The following is a 25,798-nucleotide window of genomic DNA, read 5'->3' as shown; positions in this document are numbered from 1 at the left end:
ACACTTGTAACACGGCCGATATTCGCGCGAGAGATACAGCTATGTCCGGCGCGAATGCTCAGGTTGTGCTGCCACGCACATTATGAAGGGCGCAATCTTTTAGGGCTCATGCTATCAACTCAGCCGTGCAGGACCCGATATCTGGACGCGCTCTGATAGGCCGCCGGACAGGGTCGGCGGCGGACGCGACGGGCTCCCGATCCGGGCGGCTGTCCCGATTTCCGGCCGGCCCGTCGAGACCGCGCCAGGGCGGCAGGCTGCCGCGGGATGGAGTTGGCAATGATCGAACCCAGTCTGGGCCGGGGTCAGGGTCGAAGCGCGCGGGCCGGAACGACGCGCATCCTGCTCATCGAGGACGATGCCGGCATGCAGCGTATCGTCTCCGAGCATTTCGCCGACCACGATGTCGACGTCACACCGGCGACCGACCGGAGGGAGGCGGAGCGACGGCTCGCGGAGGACGCGTTCGACCTCGTGGTGCTCGACCTGCGCCTGGGGTCGGAGAACGGCCTCGACCTGCTGCGCGATCTGCGCGCCAAGAGCGACCTGCCGGTGATCATTACCACCGGCCATCGCCGGGATGAGATCGACCGGGTGATCGGCCTGGAACTCGGGGCCGACGATTACATCGTCAAACCCTACGGCCTGCGCGAGCTGCTGGCGCGGGTGCGCGTCATCCTGCGACGGGCCGAAGTCGCACCGGCTCCGGCGCGGGTTCAGGAGTCCCATCGCAGCGGCTTCGTCGGCTGGGTGCTCGACCGCCGCCGCCGGCGCCTGACCGATCCCGCCGGGGCGGACGTCGCCCTCAGCAAGGGCGAGTACGCGCTGCTGGTGGCCTTCCTCGATGCCCCCCAGCGCCCGCTGAGCCGCGAACAGCTCCTGCAGGCCACGCGCGTCCACGAGGACGTGTTCGACCGTAGCATCGACGTGCAGATCCTGCGGCTGCGCCGGAAACTGGAGGCGGATCCGAGCGCGCCGCGCCTGATCGTGACCGAGCGCGGCATCGGCTACGTCTTCGCCGTACCCGTCGAGAAGCTGTGAGCGTGGCGCCGCTGCGCCTAGTCCGGGTCCGTTTGGCTCGGTCCCATTTGGCAGCCCCCGCGATCGCCCTGATCGGCGGTGCGCTCGCCATCCTGCCGCCGGCTGCCGGCGAAGGCCCGCCCAGCCACGGCCCCCTGCCGGCCGAGGCCGTGGATGCCCAGGACGTCATCACGCCGGTCCCGAGCAGCCTGGGGGCCGATCCGGATCGGGTCGCCCTTGGCCGGATGCTGTTTTCCGACCCAAGGCTGTCGCGTGGGGGCGACCGGGCCTGCATCACCTGCCACGACATCCGCACGAATGGCGCCAGCGCGGTCGCCCGGAATCTCACTGCCGACGGCACGCCGGCGCCGCGCAACACCCCCACCGCCTTCAACGCGGCGCTGAGCTTCCGCCTGGGCTGGGCGGGCGACATCCCGAGCCTGCCGGCCCAGGCCGAGATCGCCCTGACGAAAGCGGAGTTCCTGGGCGGATCCTGGCCCAGCATCCTCGCCGTCGTCCGAGGCGATCCGGCGCTCGCCGGCCCGTTCCAGGCGGCCTACGGTCGGGAGGCCGACCAAGCGGCGGTCATCGACGCGATCAACAGCTTCGAGCGCAGCCTTCTTACCCCCGACAGCCGCTTCGATCGTTGGCTGCGCGGCGACGTCCGGGCGCTCACCGAGGCCGAGCGGGCCGGCTACGCCCTGTTCCAGGGCATCGGCTGCGCGGCCTGCCACCAGGGCGTCAACGTCGGTGGGAACCTGTTCGAGAAGGTCGGGATCTTCGTCACCCTCCCGAATAAGACCGCCGCGGTGCTCCGGGTGCCGAGCCTGCGCAACGTCTCGGTCACGGCCCCCTACTTCGATGACGGCAGCGTCGCGACGCTCCCCGAGGCGGTGCGCCTCATGGCCCGGGCGCAGCTCGGCCGGGAGCTGACGGACCCGCAGACCGCCGCGATCGTGGCGTTCCTCGGCACGCTGACCGGCACCTACGAGGGGCGGCCCCTGACGCCGGCCGCCGCCGCGCCGCAGCCATGAGGCAGCCATGAGGTTGACCGCACAGGCCGCCATCCTCGGCGCGTTACTGGCCGCGCTGCTCACGTGGCTGATGATCAACGGCAAGGGCGAGATGGATGCCGCCTACGCGCAGACCCAGCGCACCGTCGATGCCATCGCCCTCGCCGAGTCGCGGATGCAGCACGACGTGCTCCGGGCGCGGACCGGGCTCCTGCGCAACTACGATCCGATCGTCGCCCACCTCCGGGAGATGCAGGCGGCGCTGGCCGGGTTGCAGGCGGCAAGCGGACCGGACGCCGACGAGATGCGCAACCTGGCCGTGGTGATAACCCGGGAGGCGCAGATGGTCGAACGCTTCAAGACCGGCAATGCCCTCGTCCAGAACTCGATCGCGTATTTCGACTCCCTGAGCGACCGCCTGTCCGAACCCGATATCGATCCCAACCTCGCCCGCGCGATCGCCGCGCTACAGATCCGGGTCTCCGAACTCGCCCGGGACGCGAGTCCGAAGCACCTGGACGACATCCGCGCCCGGCTCGACGCCCTGGCGGGCGCACCTTCGAACCGCAGGGCGGATATCGCGGCCATCGTCCTGCACGGGCACCAGCTTCTGGAGCTGCTGCCGCAGGTCGATACCGTCACGCGCTCCCTCCCGAGCGCGTCGAGCGATGCGGCGCGCCAAGCCCTGTTGGAGGCTCGCCGTGCCCTACGGGATCAGCGGCAGGCCCGCGCGGACGGCTTCCGTCTGGCCCTCTATGCGGCTGCCTTGTGCTTGGTGGCCCTGGTGGTGCGCGTGGGCCTGCTGATGCGGGCGGGGACCCTCGTCCTGCGCCGGACGATCGCCTTCCAATCCGTCGTGGCCCAGGCTGCCAACCACTTCTCAGCAAGCCAGCCCGACGAGATCGCAGCGCGCATCGTCGACGTCATGGCGATGGTGGGTACGGGTGCCTGCACCGACCATTGCTATATCCTGATGCTTGATGGTTCCGATGCGGTGCATCTGTGGAACCGGCCGGGGCTGCTGGAGCCCCGCGGGTGGCCGCTCGCGCAACGCGTCCTGGTGCCCGACATCGTCGCCGCGGCGGAAGACTACATCTTCGTCGAGACGGCGGACGCCATCGGGCCCTCGGCCCTGGTTCGCCCCCTGGCGGAGCGGGGAGTCGCGACGTTCACCTGTGCGCGGCTGCGGCGCGGGGGGCGGATTGTCGGCGTGCTATGCTTCGAACGCACCGTCAGCGTCCTGCCGCCGTGGATGCGACACTCGCGCGGGCTCCTGCACGTCGTGGCGGAAAGCTTCGGCGCGGCGCTGGAGCGCCAGCACGTCTGGGAGGAGCGCCGCGAGATCGAGGCGACCCTCCGGCGCGCGCAGCGGCTCGAAGCGATCGGCATCTTCGCCAGCGGCGTGGCCCACAACATCAACAACGTGCTCAACGTGATGCTCGGGCATGCCGAGATCGCCGCCGATGCCCTGCCGGCCGATCCGAACCGGGCGGGCGAGCATATCGGGCTGCTGGTCCAGGCGGGCGGCCGGGCTCACGAGATTGCGGGGCAGATCCTCGATTACGGGCGGCGGGGCTGCGCAACGCAGGCCACGAGCGCCGTCGACGCGATCGTGGCCGAGACGGTGGACCTGATCCGCACATCGACCGCCGACCCGACCGCAATCCGCCTGACCGGGACCGCCGACGGCGCGGTCGTCGACGGCGAGCCGGCGCAACTGCAGCAGGTGATCCACAACCTGATCCGCAATGCCATCCAGGCCTCCGAGCCGGGCGCGGCGGTCGACGTGCAGCTCGAACGCGTCTGGGTCTCGGCGCGACAGACCCTCTCGCACGGCGAGCTGCCCTCCGGCGTCTATGCCCGCATCCGCGTGTCCGATACGGGCCGCGGGATGGACGAGGCCACGCGCGCCCGGATCTTCGAGCCGTTCTTCACCACCCGCCCGGCGGGAACCGGCCTCGGGCTTGCTACGGCCTTCGAATTTGTACAGGAACAGGCCGGCGCCTTCGATGTCCTGAGTGCGGCGGGCGTCGGCAGCACGTTCGAGGTGTGGCTGCCCGCACGCCCGGAGGCTGAGCCCGGCATCATTTCCGCCAGCGGCACCGTGATGATCGTCGGAGCCGCCCGCTCCGCACTGCACGACGATGAGGAGATCCTCGCGGCCCTGGGTTACGAGCCGATCGGCTACACAGACCCGGACGTGGCGCTGACTGCCCTGCGGGCCGAGTCGGAGCGCTTTGACCTGCTGATCGTCGAAAACCGGCCGTCGGATAGCCTCGGCCTCGCCTTCGCCCGCCGCGCCGCGCGGATCGTGGATCGTCCCATCGTGCTCTCGCTCTCGACGACGGACACGGTGCGACCGGACGTTCTCTCGGCGATTCCGATCGTCGACGTCGTGCACCGGCCCTGGCGTTCGAACGCGCTCGCGCTCACGCTGCGACGCCACCTCGGGTCGGAAACCCGGAGCGCGCCGCCCCGGCGCAGGGTCGTCGGGGAACGGATGGCGGCGAAGTAGCCCGTCATCGCGAAGCCCGCGACATGCAGCGGTCGCTTCGGACCCTGCGCGAAACCTCGGCCGATCGGTATCACTGGGACGAGCGCCGCATGGCCGCCATCGACCACGATGTAGACGATCCGGGGGAGGCCATCGCCGCGGCGAACGATACACGCAGGCCAGCCGCCTTCATGCCGCCTGTCTGGTACAGGAGGAACGGCTACAAGCCAGACTTTGCCGGGCAAGCCGCGCGCATCGCGGGGCAACTGACGACGAAGCGCATCGACCGTTTCGTCAGCTGATCGGGCGCGAAAGAAGCGGGATCGGGCCCGCTTCGCTCGCCCGGGTTCCGTTTTGCCTCCGCGCGCGGACGGCGTTTCAGTCGCTCGCGATTAAATCCCGGCCAATCTTGATGTTTGTTGGTTTCCACGCGGGCAACAAGCGCATGCCCTATCGCAACGGATCGGATCGAGGCCGATAGCAGCGCGAAGCAACGATCGTCAGAACGGCCGCTTCAATGGACGTCACCGAAACGAACTGCGTTCGTACTGAGCGGCATCAAACCCGCATCTCTACTTTACAATCTCGTCATAAAACGTTGTTGTCTGTCATCAAAGGTAATCTCGCGTCAATGCGCGGGGCATCTCATGCCACAGGGTCGTTGAGGTTGATCCTGGAAAAATTTGATGCTGCGGCCGATCCAGATACTGATGCCGAACAGGTATTGCGTGTATGCGAAAGTCTGCCGAGCATCATGGAAGAGCTCGCGCACCAAGCTTGCATAGCGGGGATTTCTTGGGAGGAGGATCACATCACGTTTTGCGATGTGACCGCTCGCGTTGCACATTTGCAGATGATCACGCGTCAGGTGTCCTCGAAACTGGAGCACACGTTTCGCCAAACCGGGCCTAGTATTCTGCTCACGCCATGCCCTCATGAAACGCATCTCTTCGGCTTGCAACTTCTGGATCTGGCCTTCCGCGAGGCAGGCTGGGCGGTCACGAGGTCCGGTTCGAAGGGCGAATGGCCGGGCGACCTCCTCGCGCAGGCTCATTATGATGTCGTCGGTCTGTCTCTGAGCAGCGACGGCCTTGTTCCTCATCTGCGCGACGAGATCACCCGTCTGCGCCGCGTGTCGCGCAACCAATCCTTGCGCGTGCTGGTTGGCGGACCGTGCTTTGATCGGGGTGATGCGGACATAGGGTCCGTGGGGGCGGACGCGTACGCTCCGGATGCCTGGAGTGCCCCGACGGTCGCCGAGGAGATCGTCCATGAGGAAAAGTTAATTTGCGCCGGGATCTCGATCTCGTAGAACCTCGAATGGGCGAGCGATATGCAAAGGTTCTATTTTGACGTTCAGAATGGTCAGGCCGAGACTGATCATGTTGGCGTATTGTGTCGTGATATCGAAGAGGTTCATGCCTGTGCAGTTCGCACGGCGGCGAGCATCGCCGTGGAAGAGGCTGTGATCCGGGATCCCTACGACATCATCATTATAGCCCGAAATGAAGACGGTCAGACAGTTCTGAAGACATCACTTCACATCGCGAGCATGTGATCAATCGACGGCAGGGGGACCGCGTGAAATCCGATGACACGTCTGTCATGGAAATGTTTCTTGGCAAACTGGAGCGCGTTTCGGATCTCGGCGAAGAGGATCGGGCAGCGCTCCTCGCGTTGCCCTACACGATACGACGCTTCGGTGCCCGGGAAGATATCTTCAGTTATGGGGAGAAACCGGCCTATTGCTGCCTTGTCCTCGATGGGTGGGTCCACCGGTACGGTATTATCGGCGATGGCGATCGGCAGATTCTGCTGTTCTACATCCCCGGAGATGTTCCAGACCTGCAGCACCTGTTCCTGCCCATGCTCGATCATACGCTCGCGAGCATCACGGCGAGCACGCTGGCCTTCATTCCGCACCGCGCCCTCTACGGGCTGGTCGAGCGGCGCCCCCGCGTGATGGCGGCCCTATGGCGGGACACGCTCATCGACACGTCGATGTACCGCGAGCGTGTGATGTGTCTCGGGCGCAGATCGTCGATCGGCCGCACCGCGCACTTCTTCTGCGAGATGTATCTCCGGCAGGAGCTGGCCGGCCTCGCCGGCGACTTACGCTGCTCCATCCCCATCACGCAGGGTGAGATCGCGGATGTTCTCGGCATCACGCCGGTCCATCTCAACCGCTCCCTGCGCGCGCTGCGGTCGCGCCAGGTGATCGATTTGAACGGTGGATACCTGACGATTCTGGATCGGGCAGCGCTCATCAAGACGGCGGAATTCGATCCTACCTATCTTCACATGGGCGCTGACCTGAAATCCGACCTGATCTCCACGCGCAAGGTCTTGGTAAGTTGAGGGCAGCAGGACGTAGCCCCTGTCGCTGCACGCCGAGCTTGCCGCTCGGTTCGAGAATCGGTGTTTCTGCCATCCCGACATTTTTCGGGTTGGGTTGCCGCAAGGCTTCACCAGATCCGACGCGGTGACACCGTGATGGAGGCGCGGCCCTCGCGGACCGCCCCATCCCGTACGATGACGGCGGGACGGCCTTCGAAGTGGCGCGCCAAGCGCGGCGATCGCGCTGCGGCCTCAGCGGCAAGCCAGCGCAACGGCAGCAGGACGGTGCAGGCCGGCAATGCGCCGGTGAACGCCCCCGGTCAGCACCCGGCTCGGGGATGAGCAGAGGATGCCCGAGACCACGATGTCGAGGGCCGATGAATTGCCGAAGGTCCTTCGCCCCGACATCCGCACCCGCCCCAGCCCGTTGGCGAAGATCAGGGCGGCGCGGGCGGATTGATGCTTAACGCTCAGGTCGCGCCCGGCGCCAAAGACGGCCGCGAGCTCAGTCATCCGCCCCCGTCACGCGGCGCGCGCCGCCGCGATCGGCACATCCGCCTGCATCGTCGTGTCGATTTGCATGTCGTGGAAGCGGCTCAGCTGCCGGCTGAGCCGCGAGCCGAGGACCGCGGCGTCGCTCAGTCCGCGCAACATCGGGATCGGGTGGGCGAGGTTCGCACCGCGGACATGAGGCCAGAGCTTGGCGAAGCCGATCCCGCCGCCATCTCGGATCTCGAGGGCGATGTCGCCCGAGCCGTCCGCCCGGTGCCGCACGGCAACGCTCCGCAGGGCGCGCAGGGGTATGTCGACCGTCCCCTGCAAGGCAATGCCGTGGTGTATGACGAGGCGCAGGCTGGTCAGCGTGTAGGTCGTGTTACGGGCGAGCGCCCAGGCGAAGTAGGTCAGGATCAGGCCGAGGGCGGTCCCCTGGATGACGAGGGCCGCGACATCGGAGACTTCCTGCGGGCGCAGGCCACGGACCCACACGATCAAGGCGAGTTTCCAGGCGATCAGGCCACAGACATACGCCATGACCCATCGCACCTTCAGGAGGTGCCGCCGGAGGGCCTGCGCCTGAGGTCGGCCCTGCCACAGGATCTGCTCACCGGGTTCGAGGGTGAAGCCGACCGCGCCGGGTTCGTCCATCCGTGTCGTGATCTCGCTCATGCGGACCTCCTGATGAAGAGTCGCTTCACGCCCCCTGCGCCGTCGCCGCGCCGCAGGTCCTCCGGCGGCTGGCCGTACCGCCCCCGGCGAACACCCTCGGCGAACATCTTGCCGCCGGCAAAGTAGGCGCAGATCCGGTCCTCCTCCCGGGCCGTGATCTGGTCCGGATGACGCGTCTCGGGGACCGCCGCGAACTGCTCGCTGAAGATCGACCGGGTTTTCACCCGCCGGAACTTCGGGTTCACATCGGCGAAGAAGATCGGCATCAGCCGTCGCCCCCCGCCGGTCAGCTCGATTTCCAGGTAGCGCAGCAGCTTCGTGCCTCGATCGACCCAGAGGTCGCGCACATGCCCGGCGACTCCGTCGTCGCGCCCGACCACCGGCATCCCGACCGGGTCGGAATCACCCCCCTGGACGTGCCACGCGTCGCCGACCACGCGCAGGGGGACGAGCTGCAGCCTCTCGCCCTCCTGCAGGAGGGGCTCGTCCTCGCGCAGCGCGTAGGCGGCGGGCCCGACCGGATCGCGCATCGGGTTGGCGCCGGTCGGCACCCAGGCCGAGCCGGGAAACGGATGTAGGTGGCGCGCCGGCACCTCGGGAGGCGAGTTGAAGTGCGGCATCGTGGCCGTCCCGCCCTTCATCAGCGTGTAGGTCTTCGGCGGCGGCGGTGGGGGGAACCCGAGTAGCGGGTGCGCGCGCTCGGGTTGCGTCGGGTCCTCCATCGGATAGCCCTCGCGCTTGTCCTCGGCCCGCAGGTACCAGACCAGCGTGCCGAAGAAGAGCGCGAAGGCCCAGAACAGCACGACCACGCCATCGACGTGCTGCGTGATCGCGCCGAGATGGAAGCCCCAAGCCCCGACCGTTTCGCTCGCGGTCGTGCTTCCGACCATCCCGGTGGCGGGATCGATGCCGTGCCCGGCCGCGCGCGCAGCCTGGCCGGCGATCTGACTCACTCCCTCATTCACCGCTGATCTCCCTGGCTCGCAGCCGTGAGGCCTCCGGATGTGCCGGTCGTGGGGCCGGCATCGGCGTGCGCGCGGCCGGGTCCCTTCAGCCCTGGAAAGTCCTTCAGCAGGTCCGCGGCGTGGTCGTCGGGCTTGGGTAGACCGTAGTGGCAGCTGGCGCAGAGGACGAAGCCGTTGCCCTGCTGCGGGCCGCGCATGCGCTCGGGCAGGACGATGTCGTGGGGGGTGTCCGCGGTGTCCCGGATCTGCGGCATGCGCGCCGCCAGTGGCAGCAGCACGTTGCGGTTGATGTCGCGGGTCATCTGGATGCCGGAATAGCCGGTCCAGCGCGCCGGCAGGCTCTGGCCCCAGTCGAAGAAGGCGCGCGAGTTGTGGCAGTAGGTGCAGTTGACGCCGATGCCGGACGTCATCTGCATCATGTACTCGTACAGACGCTTGACCACGACCTGATCAGCAGCCTGGCCACTGGGCAAGGCCGTGTAGGACTGGGCGAGACCCGGCGTATCCTGCAGGATGTACAGCTCGTAGCCGTCGTTGGGGAAGAACTGGCGCACGCTGTCGCCGGCCTCGTTCCAGTTCTCCGGCTTGTCCATATGGGCACCCTCCGGATGGGGTGGGCGCGTGAACCAGACCTCCGCCGGGACCGGCTGGCCCCGGTGGCAGGACCAGCAGGTCACGCCGGCCTCGCCGACATGCTCCTTCCAGTCGGCATTGAGGTGGCGGACCATGCGCATCATGTCGCGCGCGGCCCCCTTGGTGGGCTTCGCGTCCGAGGCGAAGTCGGCGCCTGCATGGCAGAAGTTGCAGCCCTGCTGCGGGGCGACCCAGTTGGTGATCGCCTGCTGCAACTGCATGAACTGGCCGGCATTCAGGTCGGTCAGCACCGTGACGTTCTTGTAGACCTCCGTGGCTGGACGCGTGTCGGCGATCAGCGGCGGGTTCGCCGGCGGCGGGCCATTCCGGGTCTGGAAGATCGGGCTGCCGGTCGGGGCGTACTGCACCAGGGAGGGGCCGTTCGGACCGAGCTGGGTACCCTTCGTGGGCAGGTTCCAGGTCGGCACGAACACAGCGAACAGTCCGGCGCAGGCCGCACCGACGGCGAGCAGGGGAGGCCCGATCCTCATCGTCCGAGCACCTTGTCCTGCATGTGCTTCAGGGCTTCGGGCGGCGGCGCGGCGGGCAGGCCCGGCGCGGGCCGATATTGCGGCGCGAGCCCGTTCTTGACGCCCCAGAGGTACCAGTTGTCGACGAGGGTGCCGGTGGCCAGGATGCCGATGCCGCCGGTCAGCGTGACCAGGGTGGCGAACCAGTACAGCCAGCGGTGGATCGACTCGTAGGTGGCGTTGAAGCCCATGGTCCAGCGCCAGAACAGCGCCGCGCGCTCGGCCGCCGTGCCGCGATCGACGATCTGGTGTGTCTCCCGCTCGCCGCCGAGCGGCGTCACCGCCAGGATCGTGCCGGCATGCATCGCAAACAGCATCGTCGATCCATAGAGGAACGAGATCGAGAGCATGTGGAACGGGTTGTAGAAGAGGTTGCCGTACCGGACCGACAGCGTCGCCGTCCAGTTGAGGTGCGGGATGACCCCGAACGGCACCGCCTCCGACCACGAGCCCATGGCGATCGGCCGGAAGAAGCCGAGGACGAGGTAGAGCCAGATCGCGCTCGCGAAGCACCACGGGATGTGGGTGCCCATGCCGAGCGCCCGGGCGCGGCGGTACATCTTCACCCACCACAGCAGGATCGCGGCGGTGAGGAAGAACCCGGCCATCAGCCACCAGCCGCCCTCGCGCAGGGGCGGGAACGGATCGAGCCCGTATTTGGCCGGGGGTGGGCGGAGGGACAGGAACGGCAGCAGGCGGATGAACCGGATCGGATTCCAATCCACCGAGGCCAGCATGTTCAGGCCGATGATCTCGATGGCGATGAAGCCGCAGAGGAGCGAGGCGACGCCTGTCGGCCCGAGATGGGTCGGCAGCACCTGCATCTCGCCGATGCGGCCGAGCCATTGCGAGTGGAACGGCTTCCCGATCCGGCCGGGGGAACCGATCTGCAGCGGGGGGCCCGCCTCATCGGGACCGCGCAGCTCGATATGCGTCCACAGAGTGTGGAACTGCGGCATCCAAGTGGTCTCCGAAGGGGTGTCGTGCGGGCGAGGCTGGGCGGCGTCCGGCGCGGCTAGAGCTGGCCGCCGGTGCTCCAGATCGGCAGGTTCAGGTACCAATCCCACCAGTAGGGCCAGCCCTGGGTCCAGAACGGCCCCGAGATGATCATGCAGATCGCACTCCACAGCCCGGCATTCAGGGCGAGGAAGTAGCCGAGCCGGTGGATGCCGATCTCGCCGATCGAGTACGTGATCGTATCGCGGAAGTAGGCGCTCTCGTACGCGCCGTATTTGACGGGCTTTCCCTTGCCGGGATTGGCCGCCGACAGGATCTCGCCGGCATGAAGGCCGAGCGCGAAGGTCGTGGTGAAGAAGCAGGTCACCGCGATCATGTGCGCGGGATTGTAGTGGAAATGGAGGTGCTGGTAGCCGACGTTCGAAACCCAATCGAGATGGCTCATGATCCCGTACGGGAAACCGTAACCCCAGGCGCCGAGCAGAATCGGCCGGAAGACGTTGAGCGCCGCGTAGGCGAGGATCGCGAAGGAGAAGGCTGCCGGCACGTGGTAGCCGATGCCGAGTTTCCGGCAGATCTCGACCTGTCGGAGCGCCCAGGAGATGAACGCCCCCAGCGCGCAGATCGTGATGATCTGCCAGAGGCCGCCATGCTTCAGCGGTGCGAAGGCGAGCCCGTCGGCGATCGGCGGCGGATCGATGCTGATCTGGAACAGCGCCCAGGTCGGACCGATGGCGGCCCCGTAGATGATGAGCAACGTGCCGAGGAGGGCGAAGATCGCCGTCGTGACGCCGAAAAAGCCGACATAGAACGGCCCGACCCAGAAATCGAACAGGCTGCCGCCCACCAGCGTACCGCCGGCGATCCGGTATTTTCGCTCGAACGAGAGCATCGCCATGCAGCCATCCCCAGCCACCGATGTGTCAATCCAAATTGACGCTTTGATCTGCCAACGAGCATTAACAATTATCAATGCCGCAGTGGCGAGGCGCGCTATCTTGGTTCAGGCGCAACACTTCCCAGCACCGCGGATCGAGTCATCGCATGACGCTCTGTCAAAAAGGGCTCGTTTCCTTCGCCCTTCTGGTAAGCCTCATGGATTCGACTTGCGCGGAGCCGGCAAAGGCCAGGTTCGACACGTATTTCTATCAGGCCCCTCGGTATACGGCCCGCGTTCTCGATGAGGTGCAGACTCAGGCGAGTCTCGACGTGCTCTCGTGCGACGGACAATGGTGTCGGGTCCGCTACAGCGGTGCCGAGGGTTACGTGCGGGACTTGGTCGTTCACGGTCCTCAGATCGACATCTCGCATAAGGACAGGCCCAAACTCACGGATTGCTTCAGGGCCGACCAGCCCGGGGGGATCGGTTGGCAAGTCGAACGCTTCTGCCACTGAACGCAGCAGATCTTTGACCGCATCGGTGTTGGACACCTGAACCCTCACGCCACGCTCGTGTGCGTGAATCTCAGCGGAGTGCCCAATCGGGCGGCGCGCTGCACGCCTTCCCCGCGGACAGGCTGATCACGGCATCCATGTCGCGCAAAGCCGCTCGCCGATGCGTAATCAGCACCGTCGTCCGCCCGACCATCAGCGCGCGAAGCCCGTCGAGAACGGCCTGCTCGGAATCCGCATCGAGACCCTCGGTCGGTTCGTCGAGGAGCAGGATGGGCGCGTCCCTCAGGAAGGCGCGGGCGATCGCGAGGCGCCGGGCTTGGCCGCCCGACAGGCGTGCGCCGTTCTCGCCGACCATCGTGTCGAGGTCGTCGTCGAACGCCGCGACCGTGTCGGCGAGATGGGCCCGACGGAGCGCCGCGTGGAGTTCGGCGGGGCTCGCCTCCGGGCGGGCGATCCGGAGGTTGTCGCGGATGCTGGCGTTGAACAGGTGGGTGTGCTGGGCGACGACGCTGTAGAGCCCGCGCGCCGTGTCGCCGTCGAGGTCCCGCAGCGGCACGCCGCCGATCGTGACGTTGCCCGCCTGATAGTCCCAGAACCGGAGCAGCACGTTGAACAGGCTCGTCTTGCCGGCGCCGCTCGCCCCGACGATGCCCAGCCGGCCGCCCTCCGGCACGTCGAGGTCGAGGCCGTCAAGCGCCCAGGGCGCCGTCTCGGCGTACCGCAGCCGGAGTCCGCGGATGGCGATGTCGAAGCGCGACGGCAGCGGCGCGCCCTGCCGCGGCTCGGTGACGGCGGGCGCCGCATCGACCAGCGCGAAGATGCGCCGGGCGGCCGCCAGCGTCTCGCCGAGGGCTTGGAACGCCGCCGGCAGGGGCGCCACCGCCTCGAAGGCGGCGAGCACGAGGAAGGCCGCCATGGCCAGTTCCGGGCCGGTGAGCGTCGCCGCGCGCAGGGCCGGCACCATGAGGCACAGCGCCCCCGCCAGCGTCAGCGTCGCGGTCGCGCCCGACAGGCCGCCGCCGAGGATGCCGAGCCGGGCCTGGCGGCGCTGGGCGGCGGTCAGAGCCTGCCCGCGCGCGCGGATCGCGGCGGCGCGGTCCTCCACGCCGCCGCAGACCGTGAGATCGCCGAGGCCGCGGAGCAGGTCGGTCATGTCGCTGCGCAGGTCGGCGCGGACCGCGACGGCCCGGCGTCCAGGGGCGCGGCCCATGCGCTCGGACGCCACCGGGATGCAGAGGCCGGCGATGGTCAAGCCGAGTGCCAGCGCGACGGCGGCCGGGGGATCGTACAGGGCGAGGAACGCGACCAGGAGCAGCCCGCTCAGCACGGCCGCGACGGTCGGCGCCAGTACGCGCAGGTAGAAGTTCTCGAGGCTGTCGACGTCGCTGCGGAGCCGGCTCAGGAGGTCGCCGCCGCGATGCGTCTGCAGCCGGGCCGGCGCCAGCGGCTCCAGGCGCCGGTAGAGCCAGACCCGCAGGGTCGCCAGCAGGTGGAACGTCGCCTCGTGCGTCACCAGGCGCTCGAGATACCGGCCGCCGGTCCGCAGCAGGGCGAGGCCGCGGATCGCCGCCGCGGGCGCGAAATACTCGATCGGGGCGAGTCCCTGGCCGGCCAGCGCCATCGCCGTGATGAACCAGCCGGCCAGGGCCAAGAGCCCGACATTGGCCAGGACCACGCCGACGTTCAGCGCGATGCCCGCCAGGAGCAGGGGGAGGTGCGGCCGGCAGAGCGCGAGCAGGCGCCACGCGGTCCTCATGGCAGCGCCGCCGCGTGGTGTGCGGGGGTCGGCGGAGCCGCGGCGCCCGTCGCGTCACCGGGGCGAGTGACCGGCACGAGACGGCCATCCGTCAACCGGAAGACGGCGTCGGCGCCGCGTACCGACAGGGTGTCGTGCGCGATCACCAGCACGGCGCAGTCTGCGCAGAGCGCCCGGACGCTCGCGGCGATCAGGGCCGCGTTGGCGGCGTCGAGACCGGTGGCCGGCTCGTCGAGCACGAGGAGGTCCGCCCCGCGCAGGAAGGCCCGCGCCAGGGCGACCCGCTGGATCTCCCCGCCGGAGAGATCCTGCCCCCGATCGCCCACGACGGTGTCGTACCCGTCGGGAAGTTCTGCGATCAGCCCCTCGGCGCCGGCCCGCGCGACGGCCTGCCGGAGGGCCGCCTCGTCCGCATCGGGTCGGCCGAGCCGGATGTTGTCGCGGATCGTGCCGTGGAACAGAACCGGTCGCTGCGGCAGCCACGCGATCCGCGCCCGCCAGGATTCCGGGCGGATGGCGGCGAGGTCGAGGCCATCGACGGTGATGCGCCCCGAATCGGGGGCGAGGAAGCCGAGCAGGAGATCGGCCATCGTCGTCTTGCCCGCGCCCGAGGCGCCGACGATGGCGACGCAGCGCCCGCGCGCCAGAGCAAGGTCGACGCCGCGCAGGACCGGCGCTGCCCCGTGGCCGAACCAGACCTGCTCGAACCGTACCGTGCGGACCGGCCCCGGCAGGTCCCGCGTGCCGGCGGGGGCCGGTGGCGGCGGCGTCTCCAGCAGCGCCAGGATCGCCTCCCCGGCGGCGACCGCCTCCATGCGCGCATGGTATTGCGACCCCAGGGCGCGCAGCACGCGAAAGAATTCCGGCGCGATCATCAGCACCGCCAAGCCAGGAAGCAGGTGCATCGCGCCGTAATAGAGCCGGAAGCCGATATAGACGGCGACCATGGCGATCGAGAGCGTCGCGAGGAATTCCAGCACCAGCGAGGAGAGGAAGGCGACGCGCAGCACCGCCATCGTGGCGCGCCGGTAGGTGTCGGAAAGAGTCGCCACCGCGTCCGCCTCGGCGCGGCTCGCACCGAACAGCTTGAGCGTCGTCAGCCCCTCGACGGCGTCGAACAGGTGGCCGCCGAGATGCGCGAGTCGCCGCCACTGCGCCTGGTTCAGGGCCTCCGTCCCCTTGCCGATCAGGATCATGAACAGCGGCACGAGCGGCGCCGACAGCGCCATGATCAGGCCCGACACCCAGTCGGTCGGGATGACGAAGGCCAGGATGGCCAGCGGGATCAGGGCGGCGAGCGCCGCCTGGGGCAGGTAGCCTGAGCAATACCGTCCGACGCTCTCCGTGGCGTCGAGCCAGGTCCCCACGACCTCCCCGGCGCGGTGCGTGCGCGCCCAGGTAGGACCCAGTGTGGCGGCGTGCGCGACGAGCCGCTCGCGCAACGAGTCCCGCATCCGAGCGCCGGCCTCGAAGGCGGCTCGCTCCGCCACGACGGTCGCGGCCACGCGGAGCCCGACGGTGAGCAGCAACAGGTATAGGCACGGAGCAATCTCGGAGAGCCCGCCGTGGTCGAGCGCCAGCGCATCCACGATCCGCGCGAGCAGCCAGCATTGCCCGATCAGCGCGACACCGCCTGCCAGACCCGCGGCGACCGAGACGCGGAGCGGGACGCGGGCACAGCGCGATTCCCCCCGCAGCCAGCCATCGAGCCGCCGCCGCATTGCCGGCCGGATGGGGGCGGCGCGCTTCATGCCCGGTGTCGCCCCGCCGCGGCGGACAGGCGGCGCCACTCCCCTCGCGCCAGCAGGGCGAACAGGGCGAGGGTGAGCCCGAACATTCCTGCAGCCGCCCCGTAGAGGTGCGGCGCGAGGCCGAAGATCGCGTCGACGAGGGCGACGCCGAGCCCGGGACCGACGAGGAACAGGCCGAGCATCCGGAGATTCCAGAGGACCCGCCCCAGGATCCGCAGCCGGTCGGCACCATGCGGATCGGTCGAGCCCGGCGGCCGCTCACCCATGGTAGGAGGCGAGCTTCGCGACGCGCGCCCGGAAGACCCAGATCTGGTACCAATTGTACATCAGGGTCACGGGGAACAGGAACGCCAGCGTCAGGTAGAAGCGCAGGAGCGTGATCTCCCGGCTCGCCCCGGAGTCGATCGTCCAGGTGCCCGGCACGATGGCGGGCCAGAGGGTGGCGATCAGGCCGGCGGCCATGATCACGATGGTCGCGTCGAGCCACAGCAGGGCGGCGAGGTTCCGGTCGCGCCGGTTGGCCCGGCGCATCAGGAAGGTCGTGCCGATCGCGGCGAGCGGGATCAGCGCCCAGAGCCAGATATCGGGCCCGAACCACGTCTGCCGCGCCCAGGGGAAGGTCACCATCATGAGGACCACCGAGATCGGCACCGCGCCCAGCGCGAGGTAGAAGACGATCTCGGTCCAGGCCTCGGCGCGCTGGCGCACGCGCTCGCGGGGCTCGAAGCGGGCCCGCACGAACAGCCCGCCGGCGAGCGACACGACGATCACCGCGGCGATGCCGGTCCACACGCTGAAGGGACTGATGAACCGGAAGGCGCCGCCGACATAGGTCGGCACGGTGTTGGGGGTGTCGGTGAGCGGGAAGCCGTGCAGCACGGCACCGACCGCGACGCCGCCGAAGAACGTGACCACGAGGCTCGACAGGCCAAAGGCCCGGTCGGTGAGCGGCTTCCAGCGCGGCTCGGCGAGGTGGCGGAACTCGAGCGCCACCGCGCGGGTCAGGATGCCCCATAGGATGAAGACGAACGGGATCAGCAGGTAGCTCAGCACCGAACCGTAGATGAACGGGAAGGACCCGAACAGGACGCCGCCGGCGACCACGAGCCAGGTCTCGTTCGCGTCCCAGGTCCCGGCCATGGCCTGCATGATCGCACCGCGCTCATCGGGATCGGGGATGAACAGGGAGAAGATCCCGGCCCCAAGATCCGCGCCGTCGAGGACGACGTAGAGCACGAGGCAGAAGGCGGCGGCGACCCACCAGCCCGTGGCGAGGACGTGCTGGATGTGCGTCAGCGGACCCATGGTCTTACCTCGCCCCTGACGCGTGGATGCCGCCGGGCGGGGCCGGCCATTCGGCCTTGGGCGTCTCCCGCACACCGCCAGCGCCGGCCCGCTCGGGCTCCGGATCCACCCCGCCGAAGACCGGGATCGGCGCGTCCAGGTCCGGCCCCTGGCGGACGAGCTTGGCGAGGTACCACCAGACGGCGCCCCACACCGTCAGCTCGAACGCCATGTAGCCGCCGAGCCAGAGGACCTCCTCGATGACGCTCATGTGGCTCACGCCCTCAGCGGTGCGCATGATCTTGAACACCACCCACGGTTGGCGTCCGACCTCCCGCGTCCACCAGCCGACCCAGATGCCGAGATACGGCAGGGCGGCCGCCGCGACGGCGGCGCGCAGGAACCAGACGGTGCCCCCGGCGCGCGCGTCGAGCTTGCGGCGATAGACCAGCCAAGCCCCCCAGAACGCGACCAGGACCATCCCGAGACCGCAGGCGACCATGACGCGGAAGCCGTAGAAGGGGATCAGCATCGGCGGCCGCTCGTCGGCGGGGAATTCGTTCAGCCCGATAACCTTGCCGCTCCACGTGTGGGTCTCGAGCAGGCTCAGCATGTGCGGGATCGAGATCGACCAGACGGTGCCGTCATTCTGCGCGTTGGGCCAGGCGAGCAGCTTCCAACTGGTGTTGACGCTGCCGTCCGGGTTGTAGGTGTCGTAATGGCCCTCCATCGCGGCGAGCACGGTGGGCTGGTGCCGGGCTACCGTGAGGCCGAGCGAGTCGCCGAGCCAGACCTGCAGCGGCGCCACGAAGACGAGCGCGAGGATCACCAGGCGCAGGGAGCGCCGGAACATCGCGACGTGGCGTCCCTTGAGGATGTACCAGGCCGAGATCGCGCCCACGAGGGCCAGCGCCAGCTCGTAGGAGGCCACGAGCATGTGCGGGAAGGCGTAGAGCACGTCGGGGTTGAGCAGCGCCTTCGCGAGGCTCGTGATGTGGAAGACGCCGTTGCGCAATTCGACGCCGGTCGGCGTCTGCATCCACGAATTCGCGTCGAGGATCCACATCGCCGACAGGGCCGACGACAGCGCGACGTTGAAGGTCGCGAACAGGTGCATCTTGCGGCCGATCTTGCCCCAGCCGAAGATCATCAGCCCGATGAATCCCGCCTCGTACATGAACGCGGTGATGGTCTCGTAGCCGAGAACCTGACCGAAGAACGGGCCGGCCGCCTGCGAGAACGGCCCGTACAGGATGCCGAACGCCATCTCCATGGTGACGCCGGTCGCCACGCCCGCCGCGAAGTTGACGATCAGCAGCCGCTCGAAGAATCGCGTGAGCCGGTACCAGTATTCGTCATCGGTGCGCATCCACAGCGCCTCGCCGACGAACAGCATGCCGGCCAGCCCGATCGTGAGGGGCGGGTACAGGATGTGGAACGTCGTGATCCAGGCGAAATCCAGCCGGGCGAGCAGGACGGGGAGCGTATTCTCAAGCATCGGACGTCCTGTATCCCCACCTCATCGTCTTTTGCCGACCGTCCTTCGATAGGAAACCGCGGCGGGTTCACGCGCCTCGAACCCTGGAGCGCGCCGGACAATACTGTTCTGGACGAACAGCCCGCCGCGCCGGCATCCCGCCCGGCCGTCAGAGAAACGGCGATCCCGCCGCGCCTTCGAGCGCGTCGGCAATCCATGTCAGAAGGCCGCGCCGGACGCCGAGCACCTCGAACTGGTGCCGCCGGTACAGCAGGGCGTGCAGCACGCGGGCCGTGAGCCCGCGCATGGCGCCGCCGAACTGGTAACGCCCGAGCGTGCCCCAGCCGTTGTAATCGCCAAGCGCGACGATCGCGCCCCTGTCGCGGTACCGGAAGGCCGGCACACGCTCTCCCGCCAACGCGCCGTCGAGGTGGCGCGCGAGGTAGATCGCCTGCTCCCGCGCGGCCTGCGCGGTCGCCGGGACGGCGTGGCCCGCCCCGTCCGTGCAGCGCGCGCAATCGCCGAGGGCGAAGATCGCGGGATCACCGGTCGCGCGCAGGTCGGAGCCGACCTCGATCTGGCCCGTCTTCGAGTGCGGGAGCCCGAGGCCGTCCAAGACACCGGGGGCCTTCACCCCCGCCGCCCAGACCGGCAGGGTCGCGTCGATCCGGTCGCCGCCCTCGATCGTGAAGCTCTGCGCGTCCGCCGAGACGACCTTCGTCTTCGTGCGGACCGCGACGCCGAGGGCGGTCAGCGTCCGCGTCGCCGAGGTCGAGATCGATGCGGGGAAGTGCGGCAGCAGGCGGTCACCGGTCTCGATCAGCGACAGCGTGACCGGGGCGCCCTGGCGCAGGGCCGAGAGGCGGTCGGCCGCCCGCTTGATCTCGGCCGCCAGCTCCACGCCGGTCGCACCGCCGCCCACGATGGCGACATGCACCGGCTTGCCGGTCGCGTGCGCCTCGATGAGCGTGTCGCGGAACCGGACGTGGAACGCCTCCGCGTCCGCGAGGTCGTCGATCGTGGCGCAGTATCGGGCGACGCCGGGCGTCCCGAAATCGTTGACCCGGCTGCCGACGGCGAGCACCAGCGTGTCGTAGGCGATCGCGACCCGCTCCGGCCGGCCGGCAAGGGGCGCCAGCGTGGCTTCCCGCGCCGTGCGATCGAGCGCAACCAACGCGCCCGGCACGAAGCGATAGCCGTTCTCCGCCGCATGCGCGCGGAAGCCGACCTCCTGCCGGCCGAGGCGGGCCATGCCGGTGGCGAAGGTGTGCAGCATCGGTTTCCAGATGTGCACGAGGTTGCGGTCGGCGAGCGTCACGTCGAGCGCGTTGCGCCGACGCGCCCGGCCGAGCCGCGTGGCCAGCTCGAGGCCGGCGATCCCCCCGCCGAGGATGAGGATGCGGTGTCGCCGGTCGCTCATCCGCCGGTCGCGAAGCCGGGGTAGAGGGTCATGCCGCCATCCACGAACAGGGTGGCGCCGGTCACGTAGTCGGCGGCGTCGGAGGCCAGCCAGACGGCGGCCTGGGCGATGTCGTCCGGCTCGCCGATGCGCTTGTAGGGGACGAGGGTCATCAGCGCCCTGTAGGCGTCCGGGGTGTTCCAGGCCGCGGTGTTGATCGGCGTGCGGATGGCGCCGGGGCCGATCGCGTTGACGCGCACGAAGTGCGGCCCGAGTTCCTGGGCCATGCTCTCCATCAGCATCTTGATGCCGCCTTTGGACGACGCATAGTTCACGTGGCCCGCCCAGGGTACTTCCTGGTGGACGGAGCTCATGCAGATGATCTTGCCGGCCGCCTTGGAGACCGACGGGACGACGCCGCGCTTCAGGAATTCGCGCGCCGCCGCGCGCTGGCAGAGGAACTGGCCGGTGAGATTGACGCCGATGACCGTGTTCCACTGCTCCAGGGTCATGTCGACGAAGGCCGAATCCCGCTGCAGGCCCGCGTTGCTCACCGAGATGTGGAGCGTGCCGAACTCGGTGATGGCCTTGGCGTACATCGCCTCGACCTCGTCCTCCCGGCTCACATCCGCCTTCAGGGTGATGGCCCGGCGCCCGAGCTTGGTGATCGTGTGGGCGACCTCCTCGGCGACCTCGGGGTGGGTCACGTAGTTGATCGCGACGTCGGCACCGGCCTTGGCGAGGCCGATCGCCACCGCCTCGCCGATCCCGGAATTGGCGCCGGTGACGAGGGCGGGCTGCCCCGCCAGGACCGGATGATAGGGCGCATTCGGCAACCGCGCCGCGTCGGGCAGGGCCTCGCCATCCGGTTCGGTCGTCTGTTTGTCGGCCATCGGCTCGCGCCTCCTTGATTGCACGTCGCGACGTGCGCGCTCGAAAAAACGTGAAGACCTCGCGGCGGTCGGCCGCTCAGGCGCCCCGCTGCAGGACGGGGCCGGACAGGGACAGGGCGGTGTTGACGAGCCCGAGATGCGTCAGCGCCTGGGGCGTGTTGCCGATCAGGCGGCGCGAGGGCACGTGGTACTCCTCGCTCAGCAGGCCGACATCGTTCGAGAGCGCGATCACCCGTTCGAGGAGCGCCCGCGACTCCGCCGCGCGGCCCTGCAGCTTCATGCAGTCCGCCAGCCAGAACGAGCAGGCGAGGAAGGCGCCCTCGTCGCGTCCGTCACCCTTGGCCGGCATGCGGCGGACGAGGCCGCCCTCCATGAGCTGCGTCTCGACCGCCCGGATCGTCCCGGCCATGCGGGGGTCGTCCGCGGGCAGGAAGCCGACGAGCGGCAGGATCAGGAGCGAGGCGTCGAGCGCGCTGCCACCGAAGTCGCGCACGAAATGCCCGTGCTCCGCGTCGTAGCCACGGGCGCAGATCGCGTCGTGCATCGTCTGGCGCAGGGGGCCGAGGCGCTGCACCAGGGCGGGGTCGGCGTGCCCGTGCTTCCTGGCGGCCGCCAGGAACCGGTCGATGCCGACCCAGGCCATGACCTGCGAGTAGACGTAGCGCTTCGGGTCGCCGCGCGTCTCCCAGATGTCGGCGGAGGGCTTGTCCCAGATCCCCTCGAGGTATTCGATGAGCGCCGTCTCGACCTCGATGCAGCGCGGCTCGCGGTCGATGCCGGCGCGATCCGCTACGTGGAAGCCGTCGAGCAGCTCGCCGTAGACGTCGAGTTGGATCTGGTTTGAGGCGGCATTGCCGACCAGGACGGGCCGCGCGCCCTCGTAGCCGGGCAGCCACGTTGCCTCGTATTCCGGCAGGCGGCGCGTGCCGTCGAGCCGGTACATGATTTGCATCCGCTCCGGGCTGCCGGCGATCGCCCGGAGGATCCAGTCCCGCCACTTGCGGGCCTCCTCGGTGTAGCCGGCATTCAGGAGCGCGGTCAGCGTGAAGGTGGCATCACGCAGCCAGCAATAGCGATAGTCCCAGTTCATGCTGCCGCCGGGCTGCTCCGGCAGGCCGAGCGTCGCGGCGGCGAGCAGGCCGCCGGTATGCTTGTGGATCAGGGCGCGCAGGGTGATCAGCGAGCGCTTGACCGGCCCCGGCCAGTGGCACGGCTTGTCGAACCGGCCGATCCAATCGGACCATTCGCGCTCGGTCTCGGCGAGCGCCCGCTCCGCATCGGGCTCCGCGCGCAGCGGGTCCGTCGCGTCGGTGTAGACCAGCGCGAAGGGAAGACGTTGCCCGGCGGCGACCTCGAACCGCGCGGTGCCGGAGGCCCTCTCATGCGCGACCGGAATGGGGGCAAAGAGCGCGACGCGGTCGGGCCCCACCTCGGCGAGAAAGCCGTTGCCCTGCTGTTGCGACCAGGGCGGCATGTCGCCGTAGTCGAAGCGCAGGCGGATCGTGCAGTCCATCCGGACGGTGCCGCGAACACCTTCGACGATCCGGATCAGCGCGGAGCCCGGCATGTCGTCGCGCGGCATGAAGTCGATGACGCGGACCGCGCCGTGCTCGGTCGTGAATTCGGTTTCCAGCACCAGGGTGTCGCCGCGGTAGCGCCGGGTCGTCGCCGTGACGAAGCCCTCTGGCGCGAGGCGCCAGTGCCCATGGCTGTCGTCGCCCAGCATGGCGGCGAAGCACGCGCCGCTGTCGAAGCGCGGCCAACATAGGAAATCGACAGATCCCGTGCGCGCTATCAACGCACAAGTCTTTCCGTCGCCTACTAAAGCGTAGTCAGCGATCGACGCGGGCATTCCGAATTCGTTTGATCGAGGTTCTCGAGTGCCGATTTAGAAACAATCTGTCTGCAGGCAACTGAATTTTTGGTAATACAAGTTTTTGTGATCGATCGTGAGAGCTCTGCGGCATTTTCTCTACGATCGGATATCCTAGATTTCAGAGGCATGAAGCAGACGCGTGGGCGCCCGTTGTCGGACGTCCCACCGGGCGCATCGCCCAATTCGGCGCCCCCACCTACCACGCGGGCTTACCGCCGCTCCGCACCCAGGACGGCTCAGCTCTTCGAGTTTTCATAACGCGCGGCAATTCGGAAACTATTATCGATGGCCAACTTTGTCTGATCTACTCCAGCTAGAAACGATGTTCTCGCGGTCGTAATACAAATGTTGCTGAGTATGGCGATACATCTTTTCGTTACGCGGGAACTTCGCGGTGTCGATCCTGTTGGAGGGCGGTCAGACGCTCCGGAGACTGCCACGTGACCTCTGCCGGCATCGCCACCCTGATCGTCCGCTACGGTCTCGTCGTTCTCTTCTTTCCGGCGAGTGCGCTCGATAAGACCCTCAATTTCAAGGGTGCCGTCGCGCAGGCGCGCGAGGTGTTTCCCGGCGTGTTCGGCACGCTCACGATCCTCGCAGGCCTCTTTATCGAGATCGTGATGCCCCTGGGCATCTTGACCGGCACTGCGGATCGCCTCGCGGCCCTGATCATGGCCGGATACTGTGCGGCCACGGCGGTGCTGTTCAAGCGCTTCTGGCAGCCTGGAGACTTCTTCAAATCCGGTGACAGCAAAGCGCGGACCCTGTTCTGGGATTTCCTGAAGAACCTGTCGCTCGCCTCAGGCTTCCTCCTGATCACGGTCGGCTTGGCCGGGCACGGGCTCGACGCCTTCCTGGCGCAGCCGTTCGGATCCTCGCATCCCTACGGCGGCTGAGCCTCGCCCTGCCCGTGTTTTCGTTGCCCTTTGCCGCCGTGGGCCGAGCGATGAGCCCGCGCAGAGGTGTCCGGGAGGGCGGTCGCGTCGCCTGCTTACCCCGAAGGATGCGCAGGCCGGTTCCGTCCGCGCCGAGGACTTGTTCGGCCAATCGGGCCGGATCATCCCGGGCATCGTCTGTCGGCGATGACGGCGGAGGCCTAGGCATTGTCCGCTGACCCATACAAGAGGCCGACCGGCACGGCGTGACAGGCTGGTGATACGGACTGAGCGAGGATCAGCGGGGCGGTCCGGCCTCCGTATGCGATGCGAAGATCCGGTTCTCGGCCGCTGCGTTAAGGATGACCGCGACATCCTCGGGCAGCAGGAAGCCGTCCGCCTCCAAAGTCCGCGCGGCAATGCCGACCCGGTTCACGTAATCCTGTTGATCCTTGTATCGCTCCGCGAGAGAAGGTCTGCCGCCCTTCGCTTCGTCGGGGGTGCGTGGGAAGGGCCGGTAGGTCCCCACCAGCGAGCACGTGAAGGTCGTCAACGGCGCGTTCTGGCCGCCATGCACCCCAAGCGGCACCGCGATATCCGGTAGTCTGACGCCGCCGATCGGATTGCCGTCGGCATCACGCTGCGGCACCTGGACGATCGCCTCCGGAAGCGCCTTGGGCGCCTGCAGAACGGTCGGGTCGTCGGGGGCCGGCTGGAGCGGCATCAACCGGGTTGCGGGAGGCGCAGCGTTGCGCACCACCCAGCCATCCAGACGCTGCAGCGTGGCGCGGGCCACCGGCGCCCAGTCGAGCCGCCCCGGCGCACTTTGACAGGCTGGCGCCTTGATGACTGTGACATGCGAGGCCCCGGCGACGTCGTACATCCGCACGGTGCTAGGCAGCGGCAAGTCGATGGTGCCGTGCGCACCCGTCCGCCCCAGAGAGGCGCGCAGCGAGGCGTAATCGACCGTCGCGTTGAGCAGCATCATCTTGGGCGGCACTTCCCCCCTCGCCTCAACCCTGGCGACGATCTCGCCGATCGTGAGCGGCCCGTCATTGACGCCCGGGAAGTCCGGATCCGCGAAATTAGGCGTCTTGTCGCCGCTCGAATGCGGTCCGGTGCCCGATTGCAGGATCGGCAGCAGCCCGGCCCCGGAGACGAAGACGTGCATGCCGTCGAAAACGCGCCGACCCTGCGCGACGTTGAATCCCTGCAGCAGAAACGTCTTGAGGAACCGGCCATCCTGCGATTTGCCGGTGGCGATGGTCCGGCTGATGGTTCCGGCCAGGGGGTTCGGTGTTCCGCCGGCATCGGCTGCCGCATGCGCCAGGAAGTCCGCCGTGTCGCGCACGATGGCAAAGCCGACGCCCTCGACGAAGCGCTGCCGACCGTCTGCGTCGGTGAAGCTGGGCAAGTCCGCGCCGCGGCCGAGCTCCCAGTACACCTCCGCCACCGCGTATCCGCGATCTTCCAGGAAGCCCGTCCCGGGCTCGGTGTTCCCCGAAGCCATCGGGAGGGAGCGGGGGCTGTTGTAGAGGGCGTTCGCGTAGGCGTTACCCCGGTTTGGGACATCGACGAGAAGCGCTCCGTTGCCAGCCGTAGGATCGGCCGGGATGAACAGGATGACGCGCGCGCTGTAGGTGACTTTCCCTTGAGCATCGCGCACCGCCCGGGCGAGGTCTGGAATACCGGGCTCGTCCGGCGCGAGCCGTCCGGTGACGCGGCCCTCCAGGCGGACATACGCGCCGGCCCTGAACGATCCGTAGGCCTGCCGGTCCGCGATCTCCAACCGCGTGACTTCGGCCTGGGCAGCACGTCCGGTTAAGGCGATGAGGAGCAGCGCAGCCGCCCGCAGCATGTGTCGCATAGCGTTTCCTCTGCCGGCGCGGCCGAATGCGGGCCTGGGCAAGCGAGACAATCGCTTTCCACCGGCACCCGCACAAGCTGTTAGACGCGCCATCGAGGTTGTTGCCGCG

24 protein-coding genes are annotated in these 25,798 nt (G+C 68.5%); 9 read left to right on the top strand and 15 right to left on the bottom strand.

Annotated elements, in window-relative coordinates; all coding sequences use genetic code 11:
- Window positions 1–279: 279 nt before the first annotated feature.
- The 7 genes from BLQ49_RS06890 (at window position 280) to BLQ49_RS06865 (ending at window position 6,885) form a co-directional block, all read left to right on the top strand.
- Window positions 280–1,041, top strand: coding sequence for a response regulator (locus BLQ49_RS06890; RefSeq protein ID WP_091714437.1), 762 nt, complete (start codon window positions 280–282; stop codon window positions 1,039–1,041).
- 47 nt (window positions 1,042–1,088) lie between these two features.
- The gene (locus tag BLQ49_RS06885) at window positions 1,089–2,054 is read left to right on the top strand and encodes a cytochrome-c peroxidase (protein ID WP_244507477.1); all 966 of its coding nucleotides are present in this window, start codon (window positions 1,089–1,091) and stop codon (window positions 2,052–2,054) included.
- A gap of 7 nt (window positions 2,055–2,061) precedes the next feature.
- Window positions 2,062–4,548 (top strand): two-component system VirA-like sensor kinase, encoded by a 2,487-nt coding sequence (locus BLQ49_RS06880; protein WP_091714436.1) that lies wholly within the window; start codon window positions 2,062–2,064, stop codon window positions 4,546–4,548.
- Window positions 4,549–4,637: 89 nt separating this feature from the next.
- On the top strand, window positions 4,638–4,829 hold the full coding sequence (locus tag BLQ49_RS06875; protein ID WP_143012218.1) for a hypothetical protein: 192 nt from the start codon (window positions 4,638–4,640) through the stop codon (window positions 4,827–4,829).
- 215 nt (window positions 4,830–5,044) lie between these two features.
- Window positions 5,045–5,839 carry a cobalamin B12-binding domain-containing protein gene (locus BLQ49_RS06870; protein ID WP_143012217.1) on the top strand — a complete coding sequence of 265 codons (795 nt, stop codon included), beginning with the start codon at window positions 5,045–5,047 and terminating at the stop codon, window positions 5,837–5,839.
- Window positions 5,840–5,860: 21 nt separating this feature from the next.
- Window positions 5,861–6,085: a DUF6894 family protein gene (locus tag BLQ49_RS28860; protein ID WP_143012216.1), complete on the top strand. Its 225-nt coding sequence runs from the start codon at window positions 5,861–5,863 to the stop codon at window positions 6,083–6,085.
- A 23-nt stretch (window positions 6,086–6,108) separates the two neighbouring features.
- Window positions 6,109–6,885, top strand: a complete 777-nt coding sequence (locus BLQ49_RS06865; protein WP_244507476.1) for a Crp/Fnr family transcriptional regulator — start codon at window positions 6,109–6,111, stop codon at window positions 6,883–6,885.
- A 231-nt stretch (window positions 6,886–7,116) separates the two neighbouring features.
- Here the strand turns inward: BLQ49_RS06865 and BLQ49_RS06860 are convergent, their stop codons facing one another.
- Genes BLQ49_RS06860 through pufL form a run of 6 tightly spaced genes read right to left on the bottom strand, consistent with a single transcriptional unit; the run spans window position 7,117 to window position 12,014 of the window.
- Window positions 7,117–7,377, bottom strand: coding sequence for a hypothetical protein (locus BLQ49_RS06860; protein WP_091714428.1), 261 nt, complete (start codon window positions 7,375–7,377; stop codon window positions 7,117–7,119).
- 9 nt (window positions 7,378–7,386) lie between these two features.
- A complete protein-coding gene (gene puhB / locus BLQ49_RS06855; RefSeq protein ID WP_091714426.1) occupies window positions 7,387–8,031 on the bottom strand; it encodes a photosynthetic complex putative assembly protein PuhB in 645 nt (214 codons plus the stop codon).
- Complete coding sequence (gene puhA, locus BLQ49_RS06850) at window positions 8,028–8,996, bottom strand: photosynthetic reaction center subunit H (RefSeq protein WP_091714425.1); 969 nt, start codon at window positions 8,994–8,996, stop codon at window positions 8,028–8,030. Before puhA ends, puhB begins: the two co-directional genes overlap by 4 nt.
- Window positions 8,993–10,120 (bottom strand): photosynthetic reaction center cytochrome PufC, encoded by a 1,128-nt coding sequence (pufC, locus tag BLQ49_RS06845; protein ID WP_091714423.1) that lies wholly within the window; start codon window positions 10,118–10,120, stop codon window positions 8,993–8,995. The genes puhA and pufC overlap by 4 nt, the downstream gene beginning before the upstream one ends.
- A complete protein-coding gene (gene pufM / locus BLQ49_RS06840; protein ID WP_091714421.1) occupies window positions 10,117–11,118 on the bottom strand; it encodes a photosynthetic reaction center subunit M in 1,002 nt (333 codons plus the stop codon). The genes pufC and pufM overlap by 4 nt, the downstream gene beginning before the upstream one ends.
- Window positions 11,119–11,174: 56 nt before the next feature.
- Window positions 11,175–12,014 carry a photosynthetic reaction center subunit L gene (gene pufL / locus BLQ49_RS06835; protein WP_091714419.1) on the bottom strand — a complete coding sequence of 280 codons (840 nt, stop codon included), beginning with the start codon at window positions 12,012–12,014 and terminating at the stop codon, window positions 11,175–11,177.
- Between the two features lie 74 nt (window positions 12,015–12,088).
- Here pufL and BLQ49_RS30860 point away from each other — a divergent pair, with 74 nt between their 5' ends.
- Window positions 12,089–12,511, top strand: a complete 423-nt coding sequence (locus tag BLQ49_RS30860) for an SH3 domain-containing protein (RefSeq protein ID WP_091714418.1) — start codon at window positions 12,089–12,091, stop codon at window positions 12,509–12,511.
- Between the two features lie 70 nt (window positions 12,512–12,581).
- On the opposite strand, the gene cydC is transcribed toward BLQ49_RS30860, so the two are convergent.
- The 8 genes from cydC to BLQ49_RS06790 form a co-directional block, all read right to left on the bottom strand.
- Entirely contained in the window at window positions 12,582–14,267 is a 1,686-nt protein-coding gene (gene cydC, locus BLQ49_RS06825) for a thiol reductant ABC exporter subunit CydC (protein WP_091714416.1), read from the bottom strand.
- Window positions 14,264–16,018, bottom strand: coding sequence for a thiol reductant ABC exporter subunit CydD (gene cydD / locus BLQ49_RS06820; RefSeq protein WP_091714414.1), 1,755 nt, complete (start codon window positions 16,016–16,018; stop codon window positions 14,264–14,266). The genes cydC and cydD overlap by 4 nt, the downstream gene beginning before the upstream one ends.
- Complete coding sequence (locus BLQ49_RS06815; RefSeq protein ID WP_091714412.1) at window positions 16,015–16,284, bottom strand: hypothetical protein; 270 nt, start codon at window positions 16,282–16,284, stop codon at window positions 16,015–16,017. Before BLQ49_RS06815 ends, cydD begins: the two co-directional genes overlap by 4 nt.
- Entirely contained in the window at window positions 16,277–17,323 is a 1,047-nt protein-coding gene (cydB, locus tag BLQ49_RS06810; protein WP_091714411.1) for a cytochrome d ubiquinol oxidase subunit II, read from the bottom strand. Before cydB ends, BLQ49_RS06815 begins: the two co-directional genes overlap by 8 nt.
- Window positions 17,324–17,327: 4 nt before the next feature.
- Window positions 17,328–18,800: a cytochrome ubiquinol oxidase subunit I gene (locus BLQ49_RS06805; protein WP_091714409.1), complete on the bottom strand. Its 1,473-nt coding sequence runs from the start codon at window positions 18,798–18,800 to the stop codon at window positions 17,328–17,330.
- 148 nt (window positions 18,801–18,948) lie between these two features.
- Window positions 18,949–20,199 carry an NAD(P)/FAD-dependent oxidoreductase gene (locus BLQ49_RS06800; protein ID WP_091714408.1) on the bottom strand — a complete coding sequence of 417 codons (1,251 nt, stop codon included), beginning with the start codon at window positions 20,197–20,199 and terminating at the stop codon, window positions 18,949–18,951.
- Window positions 20,196–21,071, bottom strand: a complete 876-nt coding sequence (locus BLQ49_RS06795) for an SDR family oxidoreductase (RefSeq protein ID WP_091714406.1) — start codon at window positions 21,069–21,071, stop codon at window positions 20,196–20,198. The genes BLQ49_RS06800 and BLQ49_RS06795 overlap by 4 nt, the downstream gene beginning before the upstream one ends.
- A 76-nt stretch (window positions 21,072–21,147) precedes the next feature.
- Window positions 21,148–22,923 carry a glycoside hydrolase family 15 protein gene (locus tag BLQ49_RS06790; protein WP_091714404.1) on the bottom strand — a complete coding sequence of 592 codons (1,776 nt, stop codon included), beginning with the start codon at window positions 22,921–22,923 and terminating at the stop codon, window positions 21,148–21,150.
- Between the two features lie 464 nt (window positions 22,924–23,387).
- Between BLQ49_RS06790 and BLQ49_RS06785 the strand changes: the two genes are divergently transcribed.
- Window positions 23,388–23,843 carry a DoxX family membrane protein gene (locus BLQ49_RS06785; protein ID WP_091714403.1) on the top strand — a complete coding sequence of 152 codons (456 nt, stop codon included), beginning with the start codon at window positions 23,388–23,390 and terminating at the stop codon, window positions 23,841–23,843.
- A 277-nt stretch (window positions 23,844–24,120) separates the two neighbouring features.
- Here the strand turns inward: BLQ49_RS06785 and BLQ49_RS06780 are convergent, their stop codons facing one another.
- Window positions 24,121–25,689: an alpha/beta hydrolase domain-containing protein gene (locus BLQ49_RS06780; protein ID WP_143012215.1), complete on the bottom strand. Its 1,569-nt coding sequence runs from the start codon at window positions 25,687–25,689 to the stop codon at window positions 24,121–24,123.
- Window positions 25,690–25,798 lie beyond the last annotated feature (109 nt).

Source organism: Methylobacterium phyllostachyos, from assembly GCF_900103445.1.
Classification (GTDB): domain Bacteria; phylum Pseudomonadota; class Alphaproteobacteria; order Rhizobiales; family Beijerinckiaceae; genus Methylobacterium; species Methylobacterium phyllostachyos.
This window is presented reverse-complemented; position numbering and strand designations above follow the sequence as displayed.